Source organism: Pseudomonas sp. UBA1879 (assembly GCF_002338065.1).
In the GTDB taxonomy this organism is placed as follows: domain Bacteria; phylum Pseudomonadota; class Gammaproteobacteria; order Pseudomonadales; family Pseudomonadaceae; genus Aquipseudomonas.
In genome coordinates, this window is record NZ_DDHJ01000015.1 from 94,571 (window position 1) to 111,704 (window position 17,134).

Below are 17,134 nucleotides of genomic sequence, written 5' to 3' on the forward strand. Positions count from 1 at the left end.
TATGTCAGTCAGCAGCCGCTAAGCTACACGCGGTTGGGTGGGTAACGGTGGCGAAGTCGTACACAGCACTCGTCGGTCAGGTTTTTGTTCTATATAAGGAAGCATTGTGATGGAGGACGCGGTCAGAGCTGCGAGCCATCCATGGCTGCACACGCGGATTCATCCTTGTACACGATGCCTTCACTGACAGGAGCTTCTCATGCACTACATCACGCCGGATTTGTGCGACGCCTACCCTGACCAGATTCAGGTAGTCGAACCGATGTTCAGCAACTTCGGTGGTCGTGACTCCTTCGGGGGGCAGATCGTGACTCTCAAATGTTTCGAAGACAATTCTCTGGTGCGTGAGCAATCCGAGCAGCAGGGTAAAGGCAAGGTGCTGGTGGTCGATGGCGGTGGTTCGCTGCGACGCGCATTGCTGGGGGACGTGCTGGCAGAAAAGGCCGCGAAAAACGGTTGGGAAGGCATGATCATCTACGGGTGTGTGCGTGATGTGGACGTTCTGGCGCAAACCGACCTCGGTGTGCAGGCATTGGCCAGCCATCCGCTGAAAACTGACAAGCGCGGTCTGGGTGATTTGAATGTGGTAGTGAGCTTTGGCGGCGTGACTTTCCGCCCCGGCGAGTACGTGTACGCCGACAACAACGGCATCATTGTGTCGCCGAGCGCGCTGAGCATGCCGGACTGATCGAATTTTGATGCAGTCCACCAACGCAAGGATTGGAATGTTCGACGAAGAAAACGCGCAATGGGGGCTGGTACACGCCCTGGTGCTGGACGGCAAGGGCGGGGCGCGATCTATCGCCCGGACCGAGCTGGATGGCCTCCAATTGGCGCCTCACGAAAGCGTGTGGCTGCACTGGGATCGCAGTCATCCTCAGACGCAGACCTGGTTGCGCACCGCCAGCGGCCTCACGCCGTTCGTGTGTGACTTGATGCTTGAAGAGAATACACGACCCCGTCTGCTGCCCTTGCCGGACAACGAATTGCTGCTGTTTCTGCGCGGCGTGAATCTGAATCCGGGCGCAGAGCCCGAGGACATGGTGTCAGTCCGCATCTTCGCCGCGGCGCAACGGGTGATTTCCTTGAGGCTGCGCTCACTGCGCGCCACGGATGAATTGATTGACCTGCTTAAAGAAGGAAAGGGACCGAAAACCGCGTCCGAGCTGCTGGTGTATCTCGCGCAATTGCTCACGGACAAGGTGCAGGCGGTGGTCAGCGAGCTGACTGAATTGGTCGACGACATGGAAGAACGCATCGACGCCGACGAGCGGTACATGCCGGAGCACGGCAACATGGTGCACATCCGCCGAAGGGCGGCAGGCATGCGCCGGTTTCTGGCGCCGCAGCGGGATATTTATGCGCAATTGACGCGTAGCAAGATGCCTTGGTTTGTCGAGGACGATGCTGATTACTGGAACGAATTGAACAACAGCCTGACCCGCTACCTCGAAGAACTGGAATTGACCCGTGAGCGCGTGGGACTGGTGCTTGAGGCTGAGGACCGGCGGCTCAATGAACGCATGAACCGGACGATGTATCGCTTCGGGATCGTGACCGGGATCTTTCTGCCAATGAGTTTTCTTACGGGGTTGCTGGGCATCAACGTCGGCGGTATTCCCGGTTCGGAAAACCCTCACGGTTTTCTCATGGCCTGCGGCTTGATGGTGGTGGTGGCAGTGGCACAAATGTGGCTGTTCAAGCGTCTGCGATGGGTATGATCGGGAAAAAAAACCTGTTGATGCGTATGCGTGGTGTGACTCATACAACATTGCCTACGTCTTCCAGTGACATCACGTGAGGTGCCCATGCACGACCCGTTTGAAGAATCACTGAGAGACATGCTCAATTCTTCGTCCTCCAGCCGGGACGACGATGCGGTGCTGGGGCGAGTCCTGAAAACGGCGAACCGTCAGGTGGGTGCGGGCGACCTCTTCAGCCTTCTTGGCCGTTGTACGCAGGCCCTGATGATTGCCGTGAATAACGGCTCGGCTCACGTTTCACCTGTTTCCCGTCGCAAGACGACGATTGCCGACACCGCGTTTGGCGGTGCTCAAGACAAGGCTGATTGAATATGGAATTGGATCTCTGGACACAGAGCCTGGTCACCGCAATGACTGCGTTGTGGACCAAAGTTGCGAACTTCATCCCGAACCTGTTCGGGGCGCTGGTGGTGGTTCTGCTGGGTTTCGTGGTTGCCAAACTGCTCGACACCCTGCTCTCCAAACTGCTGGCAAAACTGGGACTGGATCGCCTGATGGGCGGCACCGGCCTGACCAAACTGATCAGCCGCGCAGGGATCCAGGTCCCGATTTCCACGCTGATCGGAAAGATCGTGTATTGGTTCGTGCTATTGATTTTTCTGGTGTCAGCGGCAGAATCCCTCGGCCTTGAGCGGGTGTCGGCGACACTGGATATGCTGGCGCTGTATCTGCCGAAAGTGTTCGGCGCTGCGTTGGTGCTGCTGGTGGGCGTGCTGTTGGCGCAGTTGGTCAATGGTATCGTGCGCGGCGCCGCCGAAGGCGTCGGGCTGGATTACGCCGCAGGCCTCGGGCGAGTTGCCCAGTGGCTGGTCATTATCATCAGCATTTCGGTGGCAATCAGTCAGCTGGAGGTCAAAACCGACCTGCTGAACCACGTCATCGTGATTGGATTGATTACCGTTGGTCTGGCCGTTGCGCTGGCCATGGGGCTGGGAAGCCGCGAAATTGCGAGTCAGATTCTGGCCGGCATTTATGTGAGAGAGCTGTACCAAGTGGGGCAACACCTGCGGGTTGGAGAGGTCGAAGGGCAGATCGAAGAGATTGGCACGGTGAAAACTACGCTGCTGACCGATGAAGGGGAGTTGGTGTCATTGTCGAACCGAATCCTTCTCGAGCAGCGAGTGAGCAGCCGCTGAACCGGCAAATCTGCTAATGTATGCCGCCGCAAAATTCCGGAGAACCCGAGACGCGGCGGACATTTACCTGACTGTCGGCACGACCTGTTTTGAATAAACCCCAACCGCTCTCACAGCGTTACGACCCCCGCGAGCTCTCCGATGAGGAGCTGGTAGCGCGCTCGCACGCCGAGTTGTTTCATGTGATGCGAGCGTACGAAGAGCTGATGCGGCGCTACCAACGGACACTTTTTAACGTCTGTGCGCGGTATTTGGGGAACGATCGCGATGCTGACGATGTCTGTCAGGAGGTGATGCTTAAGGTGTTGTATGGATTGAAAAATTTCGAGGGTAAATCGAAATTCAAAACCTGGCTCTACAGCATCACGTACAACGAATGCATTACGCAGTACAGAAAGGAGCGTCGGAAGCGTCGGTTGATGGACGCTTTGAGTCTCGACCCACTCGAGGAAGCGTCTGAAGACAAGACGCCAAAACCAGAAGAAAAGGGCGGACTCGATCGATGGCTGGTGCACGTGAACCCGATTGACAGGGAAATCCTGGTGCTGCGATTTGTCGCAGAACTGGAATTCCAGGAGATCGCAGACATAATGCATATGGGCCTGAGTGCGACGAAAATGCGCTACAAACGAGCACTTGATAAATTACGTGAGAAATTTGCAGGCGTGACCGAAACTTAACTCGGAGCAAATATCTCTAACGGGCAGGCAAGTTCTGATAGACTTGCCGATGAGTTGTCTCCCGATAAGGGGGACCGCTTTACAATCACCAGATGGGGATTTAACGGATGAAACTGAAAAACACCTTGGGCTTGGCCATTGGTACTATTGTTGCCGCAACTTCGTTCGGCGCGCTGGCACAAGGCCAAGGCGCAGTCGAAATCGAAGGCTTCGCCAAGAAAGAACAGTTCGACAGCGCTCGTAATTTCAAAAATAACGGCAACCTGTTCGGCGGTTCTGTTGGCTACTTCCTGACCGACGACGTTGAATTGCGTCTGGGCTACGACGAAGTGCACAACGTTCGCAGCGATGATGGCAAGAACATCAAGGGCGCTAACACCGCTCTGGACGCTCTGTACCACTTCAACAACCCGGGCGACATGCTGCGTCCATACGTCTCGGCTGGTTTCTCCGATCAGAGCATCGGTCAGAACGGCAGCGGCGGTCGTAACCGTTCCACCTTCGCCAACATCGGCGGCGGTGCCAAGCTGTACTTCACTGACAACTTCTATGCCCGTGCTGGCGTTGAAGCTCAGTACAACATCGACCAAGGTGACACCGAGTGGGCGCCTAGCGTCGGTATCGGCGTAAACTTCGGCGGCGGCTCGAAGAAAGTTGAAGCAGCACCGGCTCCAGTAGCTGAAGTGTGCTCCGACAGCGACAACGACGGCGTGTGCGACAACGTCGACAAGTGCCCAGACACCCCGGCCAACGTTACCGTTGACGCCAACGGTTGCCCGGCAGTTGCTGAAGTCGTACGTGTTGAGCTGGACGTTAAATTCGACTTCGACAAGTCGGTCGTCAAGCCAAACAGCTACGGTGACATCAAAAACCTGGCTGACTTCATGAAGCAATACCCACAAACCACCACCACTGTTGAAGGTCACACTGACTCCGTCGGTCCTGACGCTTACAACCAGAAACTGTCCGAGCGTCGTGCAAACGCCGTTAAGCAAGTTCTGGTTAACCAGTACGGTGTTGGCGCCAACCGCGTGAACTCGGTAGGCTACGGCGAATCCCGTCCAGTTGCTGACAACGCAACCGAGGCTGGCCGCGCTGTTAACCGTCGCGTAGAAGCACAAGTCGAAGCTCAAGCTAAGTAATTAGCCCTCAGCTTTGCAGAAAAACCCGGCTTCGGCCGGGTTTTTCTTTTTCTGATTTCCGAAATATCTCTGCGCAAAGTTCTCGCGGCTTCCTGGAACACGCGCTTGTAGCTGTATCCCTGGTATCAATCGAAAGCTGCGTTTCAAACAGACGTTGACTAGCGACGTCGATGCCTGATGCTCAGCGCTTGATCAGCCAGACCCACAGCAGCAGGTTCAACAGCAGCGAGAGAAGTGCGACACCACGCCAGACTTTCAGCGGCTCCCGCTCAATCAGCGGTCTGGGCCGGACTTCCAGCAGCGTCAACTCTCCCCGTTGCAACTCAAACAGCCACTGTTCGGCGGTTTCGAAGCGTTTGCCAGGGTCGGGTTGCAAGGCTTTGTCGAGATGCCGGTCGAGCCATTCGGGAGTGTCGGGGCGATAGCGGCTGGCAGAGACTGGCTGTCCAAAGCGGCGGTGCTGGAAGGCTTCAATCTCGCCGTGTGGGTAATGCCCGGTCAGCAGCACATAGAGGGTGACGCTGGCGGCGTACAGGTCCAGCGCTGGCGCCGGAACTGCGCCGTCAAACGCCTCTGGGGCAATGTAACTTGGCGTGCCAGGCACGTCACCCAACGCATCACTCGACAGGCCGGGGCAGAACGCCAAGCCGAAGTCGAGCACCCGCAACTCACCCTGCTCATCGATCAGCAGGTTCTCAGGTTTGATGTCGCGATGAAGGATGTTGCGCCGATGCAACAGGCCCACGGCACTGATCAGATCCCGCGCCAGAGAATGCCAACGCGCCCAGTCCATCGGGCCGTGTCGGGCGAATGTCTGCGCCAGTGTCTGTCCTGAGTATTCACGCATCACGTAATACAGATGCTGGCGGTCGGGCAGGGGATGCACCTCGGGAAAGAAACGGCCGGCCACGCGTCGCAGAAACCATTCTTCAAGCAGCAGCGCCTGCGCGGTGCCTTGTTCGTCATGACGGGAAAGGGGCACGGTTTTCAGCAGCCAAGGGCGACCCTGAGCGTCCCGCACCCGATACACCTGTGACTGGCGTGAATCACTGACTGCCGCTTCAACTCGCCAACCTTCGAAGGCTTGCCCGGCGCGTAGCAGTGGCGGTATGGGCCATTGCTGCAGCTGAACCAGCGTATCGCCAAGGGAATCCGCCCCGGTCTCATCCACATGGATCAGCAGGGCGCTGGCGTTGTCCTGACTGCCCGCCAGATGCGCCGCGTCGACCAGCGCTCGCACGGCGGCACCGAGGTCAGCCTGATCGTTCAGGATGGAGCGGATCGCGCTGTCGCTCAACGCAGCCCAGACACCGTCACTGACCAGCAACAGCCGTTCGCCCTGACGCAGCTCGCCGTCGAGGTAATCCACAACCACGTACTGATCCAGACCCAGTGCCCGCTTCAACACATGCTGCATGTCTGCCTGTTCCCAGACGTGGTCGTCGCTGATCCGTTGCAGCGTACCGTCCAGCCAGCGATAGACCCGACAATCGCCAACGTGGGCAAGCGTAAAGCGACGTCCGCGGAGCACCAGCGCGCTAAGGGTGGTCAGCAGGCCGTTGGCGTGCAACCAGCGATTATGCGCGGTCAGCAGTCGGTCCAAGGCTTGCGCCACGCCCCAGGTTTCTGGCGTGGCGTAGTAATCCAGCGCCAGTGCCTGAAGTGTCGCGCGCGACGCCAGGCCCCCATCGGCGCATTGACTGACACCGTCGGCGAGGGCAAACAGATAACCCTTACTGGCCGCCAGCGCAGGGGCTGGGGTAACCAGCCGGATCGCATCCTGATTTTCGACCCGCGGACCGCAGGCGCTGAATTCTGCAAAGCGCAGTGTCAGGCCGGTGGGGTGGGCGGGTCGCATTGCGGGCTGATTCATCCGTGTTTCCTGTCGGCCGATTAAACGCGTGCGGCGGTGACAGCGGCTGAGCCCCATGTGGTTCTCCAACGACGTTTGACGTTCATCAGGCCAAACCAGGCAAGCACGCCCAATAACGCAAACAGCCATAGACCCAGTTGATAATCGCCGGTGCTCTGTTTGATTGCCCCCAGACCGGCGGCCAGCAGAAAGCCGCCAATGCCGCCGGCCATGCCGATCAGGCCGGTCATCACGCCGATTTCCTTGCGGAAACGTTGCGGCACCAGTTGAAACACCGCGCCGTTACCTGCGCCCAGCCCTAACATGGCGGCGACGAACAGGCCCAGCGCTGCCCATGAATTGGGCAGATTGAAGCCTACGGCAGCGATACAGATGGCCGCGACCGCGTACATGCCCGATAAGGTACGGATGCCGCCAAAGCGGTCGGCCAGCGCGCCGCCCAAGGGGCGCATCAGGCTGCCGCCGAACACGCACGCTGCTGTGTAATAACCGGCCGTCACCGGGTTCAGGCCGTATTGGTCGTTGAAATAGCCGGGCAAGGCGCTGGCCAGGCCGATGAAGCCGCCAAAGGTGACGCTGTAGAAAAACATGAACCACCAACTGTCACGGTCGCCCAGCGCCTTGAAATAGTCAGCCATGGCTTTGCGTGGCGGACGCTCGGGCGCATTGCGGGCCATGAGCGAGAACGCCACGAGCGTCAGAACCAAGGGCAGCGCTGCGAAGCCGAACACATTGCTCCAGCCGAAGCTTGCGGCCAGCACCGGTGCAATCAGCGCCGCGAACACCGTGCCGGAATTGCCAGCGCCGGCGATGCCCATGGCCTTGCCTTGATGCTGCGGCGGATACCATTGCGACGCCAACGGCAGGGCCACCGCGAAGGAGGCACCTGCCATCCCCAAGGCCATCCCGAGCAGGAGCGCTTGTTCATAGCTGTGAATGCCCAATTGCCAGGCGCAGAGCAGGGCGAGAATGACGATGATCTGGCCAATGATGCCAGCGGTCTTGGGAGACAGTTGATCGGCCAGCATGCCCATCAAAAACCGCAGAATGGCGCCGGCGAGAATGGGCGTCGCAACCATGAGTCCGCGTTGCTGTGTGGTCAGGTGCAAGTCGGCGGCGATCTGTACGGCCAAGGGGCCGAGCAGGTACCAGACCATGAAACTGAGGTCGAAATAAAGAAACGCGGCGAACAGCGTAGGCTTGTGGCCGGCTTTCCAGAAACTTGTAGTCATCTCTCACCTCATCTGCGGAATTCGTCGCCGGTGCGCCTGGGTTTGCACCGTTGCGAGTGGAGTTGCGGACGAAGCGCACTGGCGCTTCACCCGCATTTTTTCAGGCCCAAACGAAAAAACGCCGCCACCCTGTCCGCGATACGCGAAGGGGTGTGCGACGTCTTTGTCGAGTGTGTGGGCAGCCGCCTTTGGTTGCCTGTGAGTTGATAAGCAAAAGGTGGGCCATCGCAGGTTTTTAGCGGCATTCAGCGCAAATCGGTGCCTATGAAACCTCTTGCTGTCCCGCTTTGGTGCAGTCAGCCGAGGGGGATGCCTCAGGTGTGATCATTGGGCGCACCTTCGTGACGGCGGTTGGTAAAGTTCGCGCCATGCCTCGCGCTGTCCCCCCGCGGACGTCTATAATCCGCCGCTGACTTCAGCCTCGAACGAGCCGCCCCCGCCCATGTATAACCTGGCCCGCCAGTTACTCTTCAAACTCTCCCCGGAAACTTCCCACGATCTGTCCATCGACTTGATCGGTGCGGGAGGGCGTCTGGGACTCAACGGCCTGTTCAACAAGGCACCGGCGCGTTTGCCGGTAACGGTCATGGGCTTGCAGTTCCCCAATCCGGTCGGGCTGGCGGCCGGTCTGGACAAGAATGGCGCGGCCATCGACGGTTTTGCGCAACTGGGCTTCGGGTTCGTCGAAATCGGCACCGTGACCCCGCGCCCGCAACCGGGTAATCCCAAACCCCGAATTTTCCGTCTGCCCCACGCCGAGGGCATCATCAACCGCATGGGCTTCAACAATCTCGGTGTCGATCACCTCGTCAGTCGCGTGCAGGCCGCCAACTACAATGGCGTGCTGGGCATCAACATCGGCAAGAACGTCGACACGCCGGTCGAGCGCGCGGTGGATGATTACCTGATCTGTCTGGACAAGGTGTACGCCCACGCGAGTTACATCACCGTCAACGTCAGTTCGCCAAACACGCCGGGCCTGCGCAGTCTGCAGTTCGGCGATTCGCTCAAGCAGTTGCTCGAAGCCCTGCGCATGCGTCAGGAAGCGCTGACCCAGACCCACGGCAGACGCGTACCGCTGGCGATCAAGATCGCGCCGGACATGAGCGATGAGGAAACCGTGCTGGTGGCCAGCGCGTTGCTGGAGTCGGGCATGGACGCGGTGATCGCGACCAATACCACGCTAAGCCGCGAAGGGGTTGAAGGGCTGCCGCATGCCGACGAGACGGGCGGTCTGTCTGGCGCGCCAGTGCGTGAAAAAAGTACCCACATCGTCAAGGTGCTGGCCGGTGAACTGGGCGGAAAGCTGCCGATCATCGCAGCGGGAGGCGTCACGGAAGGCAAACACGCTGCTGAAAAAATCGCCGCAGGCGCGAGTCTGGTGCAAATCTATTCGGGCTTCATTTATAAGGGGCCGGCGCTGATTCGCGAATCCGTGGACGCGATTGCCGCGATGTCCCGCTGAGATCCGGCTTGGGCGCGTGCCAATGAAAAGGGGTTCCTTGAAGGAACCCCCTTGGGCGTTAGCCCGCCGCCCGGATGGGGCGTGCATGTTTAGAGTGCTACAGCGCAAATTGTCGATGCTTTCAAAAAAGTGACGATGAGTCGAAATGTACCTTTGGTAATTAGAGTGTCAGCCGACCGCGTGAAGTTCGTTGAGTCTGTGTATACCCGCAGTGCCGGTCATACCGTCCCAGTTGTCGCCGCGTCCTTCCCGCCAGCCATTGATCCAGGCTTGGCGCACCGACGGTAGAGTAAAAGGGCAAAGCTCACGGGATTTACCAGTTACGCCGTATTGATATCCGCGCGAAAAAGCTCTTTCCAACGGATCACGCTTAAGTCTTCTCATAGGGTGTTGCCCTCGTTTGTTGACTGTTATGTCCCTGGAGACCTCATGTCGAGGTCGGGCAGAAATCTTCTGCCTGTGAATGCCCGCTGCCGGCGTCGCGGGCGGTGTGCCATCGTCATTGCGACGACGGCCTGAGGTGAGTTCTAACCAATGGCTTGGACGCTGTGAATGACCGTTTTGTCATAAGAACGTCACGGTTGAGGCATTAAGACCATAAGTGCACGCGGGTTTTGCGGGTGCCTTCGGGACGAAACGCCCTGATTCGAGGGTTTTGATGGAAATTGCGAGTCATTCTCATGGAGGATTGATGGCCGTTTGACGTCAGATTTAAATCGACGAAGGGTCAGCGATGTGACTTTTAATGACTACAGTCGTCGGGCTGAATAGCGGTTTTTTAAGATCGAACATGCCTGTCGGATGCTCCGACAGGCATATCTGCCGGATTCGAATGCGTCGGACCGGTGGAGCGGCACAACTCTGTGCCACCCAGGCGTTCTCCATGAAAGACGCCTGTTTGAATCGGGCCGGACGACGCGTTGTCCCGCCATATAGCCGAAGGCTCTGGAATCATCATGTCGGACCGTTACGAACTTTTCCTTACCTGCCCCAAAGGCCTTGAGGGCCTGCTTGCCGAAGAAGCCATCGCGCTAGGCCTTCAGGAAACCCGTGAGCACACCTCGACGATTCGGGGCAGCGCCGACATGGAAACCGCTTACCGGTTGTGTCTGTGGTCGCGGCTGGCGAACCGCGTGCTGCTGGTGCTCAAACGCTTTCCGATGAAAAACGCCGAAGACCTGTACCACGGCGTGCATGACATCGAGTGGGCCGATCATCTGGAACCTGATGGCACCCTGGCTGTGGAGTTCAGCGGCCATGGTTCGGGCATCGACAACACCCATTTCGGCGCCTTGAAGGTCAAGGACGCCATTGTCGACCGTCTGCGCACCGCCGATGGCTCGCGTCCCTCCATTGACAAACTCAACCCCGATTTGCGTGTGCACCTGCGCCTGGACCGTGGCGAGGCGATTCTGTCACTGGACCTTTCCGGTCACAGCCTGCACCAGCGGGGTTACCGGCTGCAGCAGGGCGCGGCGCCGTTGAAGGAAAACCTGGCAGCGGCCATTCTGATCCGTTCCGGTTGGCCCCGGATCGCGGCTGATGGCGGCGCGCTGGCGGACCCGATGTGCGGTGTCGGCACATTCCTTGTCGAAGCCGCGATGATCGCCGCTGATATCGCGCCGAACCTCAAGCGCGAGCGCTGGGGCTTTTCGGCGTGGCTGGGCCACGTCCCGGCGCTATGGCGCAAGCTCCACGATGAAGCCCTGGCCCGGGCCGAAGCCGGTTTGTCCAGGCCGCCGTTGTGGATTCGCGGTTACGAAGCCGATCCTCGGTTGATTCAACCCGGTCGCAACAACGTCGAGCGCGCCGGTCTCTCTGACTGGATCAAGATCTACCAGGGGGAAGTGGCCACTTTCGAACCGCGTCCTGACCAGAACCAGAAAGGTCTGGTGATCTGCAACCCGCCCTACGGCGAGCGTTTGGGCGATGAAGCGAGTCTGTTGTACCTCTACCAGAATCTCGGTGAGCGTCTGCGTCAGGCCTGCCTGAACTGGGAAGCGGCGGTGTTCACCGGTGCCCCCGACCTGGGCAAGCGCATGGGCATTCGCAGTCACAAGCAATACGCGTTCTGGAACGGCGCTTTGCCGTGCAAGCTGCTGCTGATCAAGGTCCTGCCGGATCAGTTCGTCACCGGCGAGCGCCGCACCCCCGAGCAGCGCCAGGCCGAGCGCGAGCAAGCGGCTTATGACCAGACGCCGGATGAGCCGCAGGAACACAAGTTCAACAAGAACGGCAACCCGATCAAACCCGCGCCACTCCCGGCACCGGTGATCGAGCAGCCGCGCCTGAGCGAAGGCGGGCAGATGTTCGCCAACCGCCTGCAGAAAAACCTCAAGGCATTGGGCAAATGGGTCAAGCGCGAGGGCATCGATTGCTACCGCGTGTACGACGCCGACATGCCGGAATACGCGATGGCCATCGACCTGTATCACGACTGGGTGCACGTTCAGGAATACGCCGCGCCGAAGTCCATCGACCCGGAAAAAGCCTCGATCCGCATGTTCGACGCGCTGGCCGCCATTCCTCAGGCGCTGAACATCGACAAGAGCCGCGTCGTCGTCAAACGCCGTGAGCGTCAAAGCGGGACAAAGCAATACGAGCGCCACAGCGCCCAGGGCAAATTCAATGAGGTCAACGAAGGCGGCATTAAGCTGCTGGTCAACCTGACCGACTACCTGGACACCGGCCTGTTTCTCGATCACCGGCCGATGCGTATGCGCATTCAGCGTGAGGCGGCAGGCAAGCGTTTCCTCAACCTGTTCTGCTACACCGCGACCGCCAGTGTGCACGCCGCCAAGGGTGGTGCGCGCAGCACCACCAGCGTCGACCTGTCGAAAACCTACCTGGACTGGGCGCGCCGCAATTTGTCACTCAACGGGTTTTCCGACAAAAACCGTCTGGAGCAGGGCGATGTGATGGCCTGGCTCGAGGCCAGTCGCGATGAATACGATCTGATCTTCATCGATCCGCCGACCTTCTCAAATTCCAAACGCATGGAGGGGGTGTTTGACGTGCAGCGCGATCAGGTGCAATTGATTGACCTCGCCATGGCGCGTCTGGCCAGCGGCGGCGTGCTGTATTTCTCCAACAACTTCCGCAAGTTTCAGCTGGAAGACAATCTCGCCGAGCGTTATGCGGTCGAGGAAATCACCCAGCAGACCATCGACCCAGATTTCATCCGCAACGGCAAAATCCACCGCGCCTGGAAGATCACTGCCCGCTGACCGGGCAGCGTGGGCTGGGAGCGTCCGCCGCACTGGCGGGCGCACTCCGCCTGCCAGATATGCAGCACTATGCAAACTAATGGCGAATAGCTATAAGTGAAGCCTGGTCACGTGCCGCGGCAGCATGGTGGCGCCCTGAGTTCAGCCTATGTCGTCAAACCGTTCTTCCAGCAAGATCCTGGGCTTCATCAACGAAGACACGTCGTCGTGGGTGGTCGCTTTGCTGGTGTTCTCAGCGGGTGCCGTGTTGACGGCCTTGCTGGCAGCAACCAATGCCAACCTGTATCAACGCCAACTGCGTCAGCGCTTCGAGCTGTTGGCCGAAGAGCGCGTCAGCCGTATTCAAGACCGGCTCGAAGGGCAAATTCGCCAATTGGACAGCCTGCGTCGGTTCTTCGTGTATTCCGACGAAGTGTCTGAAGAGGAATACAACGGTTTCGCCCGGCCCCTGCTGACGTTCACTCAAGCTTATTCATGGGCACCCAAGGTCTTGGACAGCGATCGTCAGGCGTTCGAACAGCGCGCCCGCGATGCCGGGCTGCGTGACTTTGCCGTGCGTGATCTCGGTGGTGAGCAGGGTCTTTCAGTCGCGTCCAGACGTGCGGTCTATTACCCGGTGCGCTTCACTCAAAGTCGCAGCACGCTCAAGCTGCCGCTGGGCCTGGATGTGAATGCCGAGCCTAACCGCCAGGAAGTCCTGGAAAAAGCCATCTGGTCCGGTGACATGACGGCGTCGCCGCATATAAACCTGCTGGGGGTGGAACCCGAAAACAGCAGAGGCGTCCTGCTGGTAGCGCCCGTGCAATCGCGTTCCCATTCCGATGCCTCCGCACAAGGGGCCTTGGAGGGGTTTCTGATCGCCGTCATCAGCCTGCGCAAAATGATGACTGATGGCTTGCCCGCCAGTGCCGAGGACAACCTCACGCTGACGCTTGAAGACGTCACTGATGCCTCTTCTGCGGACGTGCTATACCAGTCGCCCGCGGGCGCGATGCCCGGCGAGCTGTTGATGTCGACCACCCTGAACTTCGCCGGTCGGATTTACCAGTTGCGCATACGTCCGACGTCCGTGTTCATGGGCGCCAACCCTTCGTCCAACGACAGCGTCGTGGTGCTGGGCGCCTTGCTCAGCTTCATGCTCAGCGCGTTGCTCTACGTCCTCATCAGCCAGCGTCAGCGGGCGTTACGCCTGGTGGCGCAAAGCACCTTGCAATTGCGGCGGCGCGAACAGCAGCTGCGCACGGCCCACAGTCAGTTGCGGAATGTGCTGGACGCCGCGACCCAAGTGGCCATTGTCGCCACCGACATGAACGGCTTGATCACAACGTTCAACATCGGCGCCGAGAAGATGCTCGGCTATCGCAGCGCTCAGGTGTGCGGCGCCTGGACCTTATGCCAGCTGCACTTGCCCTCTGAACTCGCTGCCCACGCTGGCGAATTGAGTCAGCGCTACGGGCGTTCGATCGACCCCTGCGAAGCGATGCTGATCGAAACGGTGCAGGAGCAGGGGCATCAGGCCAGTGACTGGACCCTCGTGCGCGACGATGGCAGTCATGTACGGGTAAGCATGCAGGTCAGCCCGGTGCTCGACGAGCAGGGGCAATGGATCGGCTACCTGGCGGTGTGCCTGGACATCACCGAGCGCAAGCGAGTGGAGGAAGAGCTGCGCACGATGTCGGTCACCGATGCCCTGACCGGTGTCTACAACCGCCGCTACTTTCAGGAGCGTCTGCAAACCGAGGTGTTGCGGGTGGAGCGGCACGGTGGCGTGTTTTCGGTGGTGATGCTCGACATCGATCACTTCAAGGCCATCAACGACCATCTGGGCCATGCGATGGGGGATCACGTACTGCAAGCGATCTGCGAGCGACTGTGCCTTCGCCTGCGCCGCAGCGACGTGTTCTGCCGACTGGGCGGCGAAGAATTCATGGTCCTGTGCCCCGACACCGATGGCGAGCAGGCTCACGAACTGGCCGTGGATCTGTGGGCCGCCTTACGCGCCGAGCCGGTGGACGGCGTGGGGCGGGTCACTGCCAGCTTCGGCATCGCCAGTTGGCGTGAAGGCGAGGGCGCCGATGCCCTGTTGCTGAGGGCGGATTCCGGGGTGTATGCCGCCAAGCTGGGAGGGCGTGACCGGATACAGGCGGAGTTGGACTGAGACAGCGGGCGTTGCCTGCCGCACTGTGCAGATGAAGAATGCTGCAGCGTCTGGTTCGGGACAGGCCGTTGAGGGGTAATTGGCGGCATGCTGCCACGAGGGAGGGAGGAGCGACGTGTCAGCGGACTGACACATCGCTGGCGCCGGCAACGCCGGCTCAGACTTACAGGGCAGTGCAGCGCCCCGGGTCAATGCACCCGTGCGCTGCTGGGGTCACGCACTCAACGTCGGCGGTAGCTCCATCAGCTTGTCGAGGGTGATCGGCAGGTCCCGAATGCGCTTGCCGGTGGCATGGGACACGGCGTTCGCCACGGCAGCCGCCAATCCGGTGATCCCGATTTCGCCGATGCCCCGAGCGCCGAATTCATTGAGCGCGTAGTCGGGGTAATCGAGAAGGATGACGTCGATTTCCGGCTGGTCTGCATGCACCGGCACTACATACTCTGCGTAATTGTTGTTCACCGGCATGCCGTTGCGCTCATCGAAGTCCGTGCCTTCGAACAGCGCCATGCCGACCCCCATCACTATCGCCCCTTCGACCTGATTCAGCGCGGTCTTGTGGTTGATGACCTTGCCCACGTCGATGGCGCTAACCACACGGGCGACCCGCAGGCGGGAAATGCCCGGGTCCCATCGCACCTCGACGAAATGCACCCCGAACGAGCGGAACGAATGCTTGCTCGTGTCATTCATCCCGGTCTTCGCTTCGCCAAATGCGCTGGACTGCTTCTGCGCCTTGAGCACATCGGCGATGGCATAGGTTTTGTCACCGCTTTTCAACCGGCCTTGCTCAAAGCTGATCTGGTCGGCCTTGACCCCTGCGAACACCCCTTTGGGCGCCGTGGACAGGGCCTTTAGCTGCTCGATGGCCTGGCGTGTCGCCTCGGCAATGGCCGGCAGCACGCTGGCCGTGGCCCAAGAGCCACCCGACACTGGCGCAGGCGGGAACGACGAGTTGCCCAGTTCCACTTCGATGTTGTCCAGCGGCAGGCCGGTGATGCTGCTGACCACCTGCGCGACGATGGTGTAGGTGCCGGTGCCGATGTCCTGCACGCCGCAAATCGCATAGGCCGTGCCGTCGGCGCGTAATGACACCTGCGCCTCGGCCGGGGTGCGATAGGCGTCCCAGTTACAGGCTGCCATGCCGTAGCCGATGATCTCATGACCGTCTTTCATCGAGCCCGGCTGCGGATTGCGTTTGCTCCAGCCGAAGCGCTCGGCGGCCTGATCGATGCATTCCTGCAAGTGATTGCTCGACCACGGCAAATTCTGGCTTTCATCGCGCTCGGAGACATTGAGCTTGCGGAAGGCCAGCGGGTCCATGCCGATCTTGTCGGCCATTTCGTCCATCGCCGATTCCAGCGCGAACAGGCCTGGCGCGGCACCCGGCGCGCGCATCGAGGTTGGCGTGCCGCGATTGACTTCGATGATCTGGTGGCTGGTCAGTACGTTGGCACAGCTGTAGAGACTTTTCGTCGACGTGCCGCAGTTCTCTTTGTACGGGTCCGTGAACGAGGTGGTGTTGATCGACTCGTGACGCACTGAGACCAGCTTGCCCTTGTCATCCGTCGCCAAGCGTAACCGCTGCCGGGTTTCCGGACGGTGGCCGGTGGTGGTGAACATCTGTTGGCGAGGCACGACCACCTGTACCGGGCGGTTGAGCACCTTCGCTGCGCCACAGGCGGCGACCGAATGCGGCCAGATCCACAGTTTGCTGCCGAATCCGGAACCGATGAATGGCGCGCGCACTTCGACTTTCTCCGGGAGCATGCCGAAGATTTTCGCCAGCGAATTGCGGTGTGCAACCACGCCCTGACTGGCCTCGTAGACAATCAGCCTGCCGTCTTCCCAACTGGCGACGGTGGCGTGCATTTCCATCGGGTTGTGGGTTTCAACCGGCGTGGTGTAGGTCGCATCGATGCTGTGGGCGGCACCATCGAAAGCAGCCCCCGCGTCGCCACGGCTGTGCCCCGGGCTTCCATCCTGCAGCTTGCCGGCCTTCAGGCCCTGTTCGAGATTGGCTACCGCGTTGCTTTTGCTGTAGCTGACCTTGATCTTGTACGCCGCGGCCCGAGCGTGCTCGAAGGTGTCGGCCACCACCAGCGCCACGAATTGCCCGGCGTAGTAAACGGTGTCGTCCTCGAACGGCAGGCGGCTTTCGTCGGACTTGGCCGCCTTGAGGATTTGCGCGAAGGACATCGGCAGCGTCGAGTTGTGGTACAGCGCGGGAAAGTTGCCGTGGTGGAAAATCTCCAGAACGCCTGGTGATTTCCGTGCCGCGTCCAGTTCCAGACCGGTGACTTTGCCACTGGCGACGGTACTGAACACGCCATAGCCGTAAGCCATGTTTTTCAGGTGATGGTCGGAGGCGTACATCGCGTCCCCGGTGACTTTGCGTCGGCCGTCTATTCGGCGTGGCGCCGAGCCGATCATGCTTGAATCCGTCATGTCGCGTTCC

The 17,134-nt window shown here is 60.0% G+C and carries 13 protein-coding genes; 9 read left to right on the top strand and 4 right to left on the bottom strand.

Annotation, left to right across the window (positions count from 1 at the left end; translation table 11 throughout):
* Positions 1–199 precede the first annotated feature (199 nt).
* From rraA to B3N48_RS15575, 6 genes are all read left to right on the top strand, one after another.
* Positions 200–688, top strand: a complete 489-nt coding sequence (rraA, locus tag B3N48_RS15550; RefSeq protein WP_296185197.1) for a ribonuclease E activity regulator RraA — start codon at positions 200–202, stop codon at positions 686–688.
* Between the two features lie 37 nt (positions 689–725).
* Positions 726–1,721, top strand: coding sequence for a zinc transporter ZntB (locus B3N48_RS15555; RefSeq protein ID WP_296185199.1), 996 nt, complete (start codon positions 726–728; stop codon positions 1,719–1,721).
* Between the two features lie 87 nt (positions 1,722–1,808).
* Positions 1,809–2,072, top strand: a complete 264-nt coding sequence (locus B3N48_RS15560) for a CrfX protein (protein WP_296185201.1) — start codon at positions 1,809–1,811, stop codon at positions 2,070–2,072.
* A gap of 2 nt (positions 2,073–2,074) precedes the next feature.
* Entirely contained in the window at positions 2,075–2,899 is an 825-nt protein-coding gene (locus B3N48_RS15565; RefSeq protein ID WP_296185202.1) for a mechanosensitive ion channel family protein, read from the top strand.
* Positions 2,900–2,988: 89 nt separating this feature from the next.
* On the top strand, positions 2,989–3,579 hold the full coding sequence (gene sigX / locus B3N48_RS15570) for an RNA polymerase sigma factor SigX (protein WP_296185204.1): 591 nt from the start codon (positions 2,989–2,991) through the stop codon (positions 3,577–3,579).
* Between the two features lie 107 nt (positions 3,580–3,686).
* A complete protein-coding gene (locus B3N48_RS15575; RefSeq protein ID WP_166595491.1) occupies positions 3,687–4,721 on the top strand; it encodes an OmpA family protein in 1,035 nt (344 codons plus the stop codon).
* 181 nt (positions 4,722–4,902) lie between these two features.
* On the opposite strand, the gene B3N48_RS15580 is transcribed toward B3N48_RS15575, so the two are convergent.
* Complete coding sequence (locus B3N48_RS15580) at positions 4,903–6,594, bottom strand: bifunctional protein-serine/threonine kinase/phosphatase (protein WP_296185210.1); 1,692 nt, start codon at positions 6,592–6,594, stop codon at positions 4,903–4,905.
* A gap of 20 nt (positions 6,595–6,614) precedes the next feature.
* Positions 6,615–7,826 carry a nitrate/nitrite transporter gene (locus B3N48_RS15585; RefSeq protein WP_296185211.1) on the bottom strand — a complete coding sequence of 404 codons (1,212 nt, stop codon included), beginning with the start codon at positions 7,824–7,826 and terminating at the stop codon, positions 6,615–6,617.
* 442 nt (positions 7,827–8,268) lie between these two features.
* Between B3N48_RS15585 and B3N48_RS15590 the strand changes: the two genes are divergently transcribed.
* The gene (locus B3N48_RS15590) at positions 8,269–9,291 is read left to right on the top strand and encodes a quinone-dependent dihydroorotate dehydrogenase (protein ID WP_296185213.1); all 1,023 of its coding nucleotides are present in this window, start codon (positions 8,269–8,271) and stop codon (positions 9,289–9,291) included.
* Between the two features lie 168 nt (positions 9,292–9,459).
* Here the strand turns inward: B3N48_RS15590 and rmf are convergent, their stop codons facing one another.
* On the bottom strand, positions 9,460–9,675 hold the full coding sequence (rmf, locus tag B3N48_RS15595; RefSeq protein WP_010223328.1) for a ribosome modulation factor: 216 nt from the start codon (positions 9,673–9,675) through the stop codon (positions 9,460–9,462).
* Between the two features lie 572 nt (positions 9,676–10,247).
* On the opposite strand from rmf, the gene rlmKL reads away from it, so the two are divergent.
* Positions 10,248–12,518, top strand: a complete 2,271-nt coding sequence (rlmKL, locus tag B3N48_RS15600) for a bifunctional 23S rRNA (guanine(2069)-N(7))-methyltransferase RlmK/23S rRNA (guanine(2445)-N(2))-methyltransferase RlmL (protein ID WP_296185229.1) — start codon at positions 10,248–10,250, stop codon at positions 12,516–12,518.
* Between the two features lie 148 nt (positions 12,519–12,666).
* Positions 12,667–14,676 (top strand): sensor domain-containing diguanylate cyclase, encoded by a 2,010-nt coding sequence (locus B3N48_RS15605; protein WP_296185231.1) that lies wholly within the window; start codon positions 12,667–12,669, stop codon positions 14,674–14,676.
* Positions 14,677–14,889: 213 nt separating this feature from the next.
* Here the strand turns inward: B3N48_RS15605 and B3N48_RS15610 are convergent, their stop codons facing one another.
* Positions 14,890–17,124 carry a xanthine dehydrogenase family protein molybdopterin-binding subunit gene (locus tag B3N48_RS15610; RefSeq protein ID WP_296185233.1) on the bottom strand — a complete coding sequence of 745 codons (2,235 nt, stop codon included), beginning with the start codon at positions 17,122–17,124 and terminating at the stop codon, positions 14,890–14,892.
* Positions 17,125–17,134 lie beyond the last annotated feature (10 nt).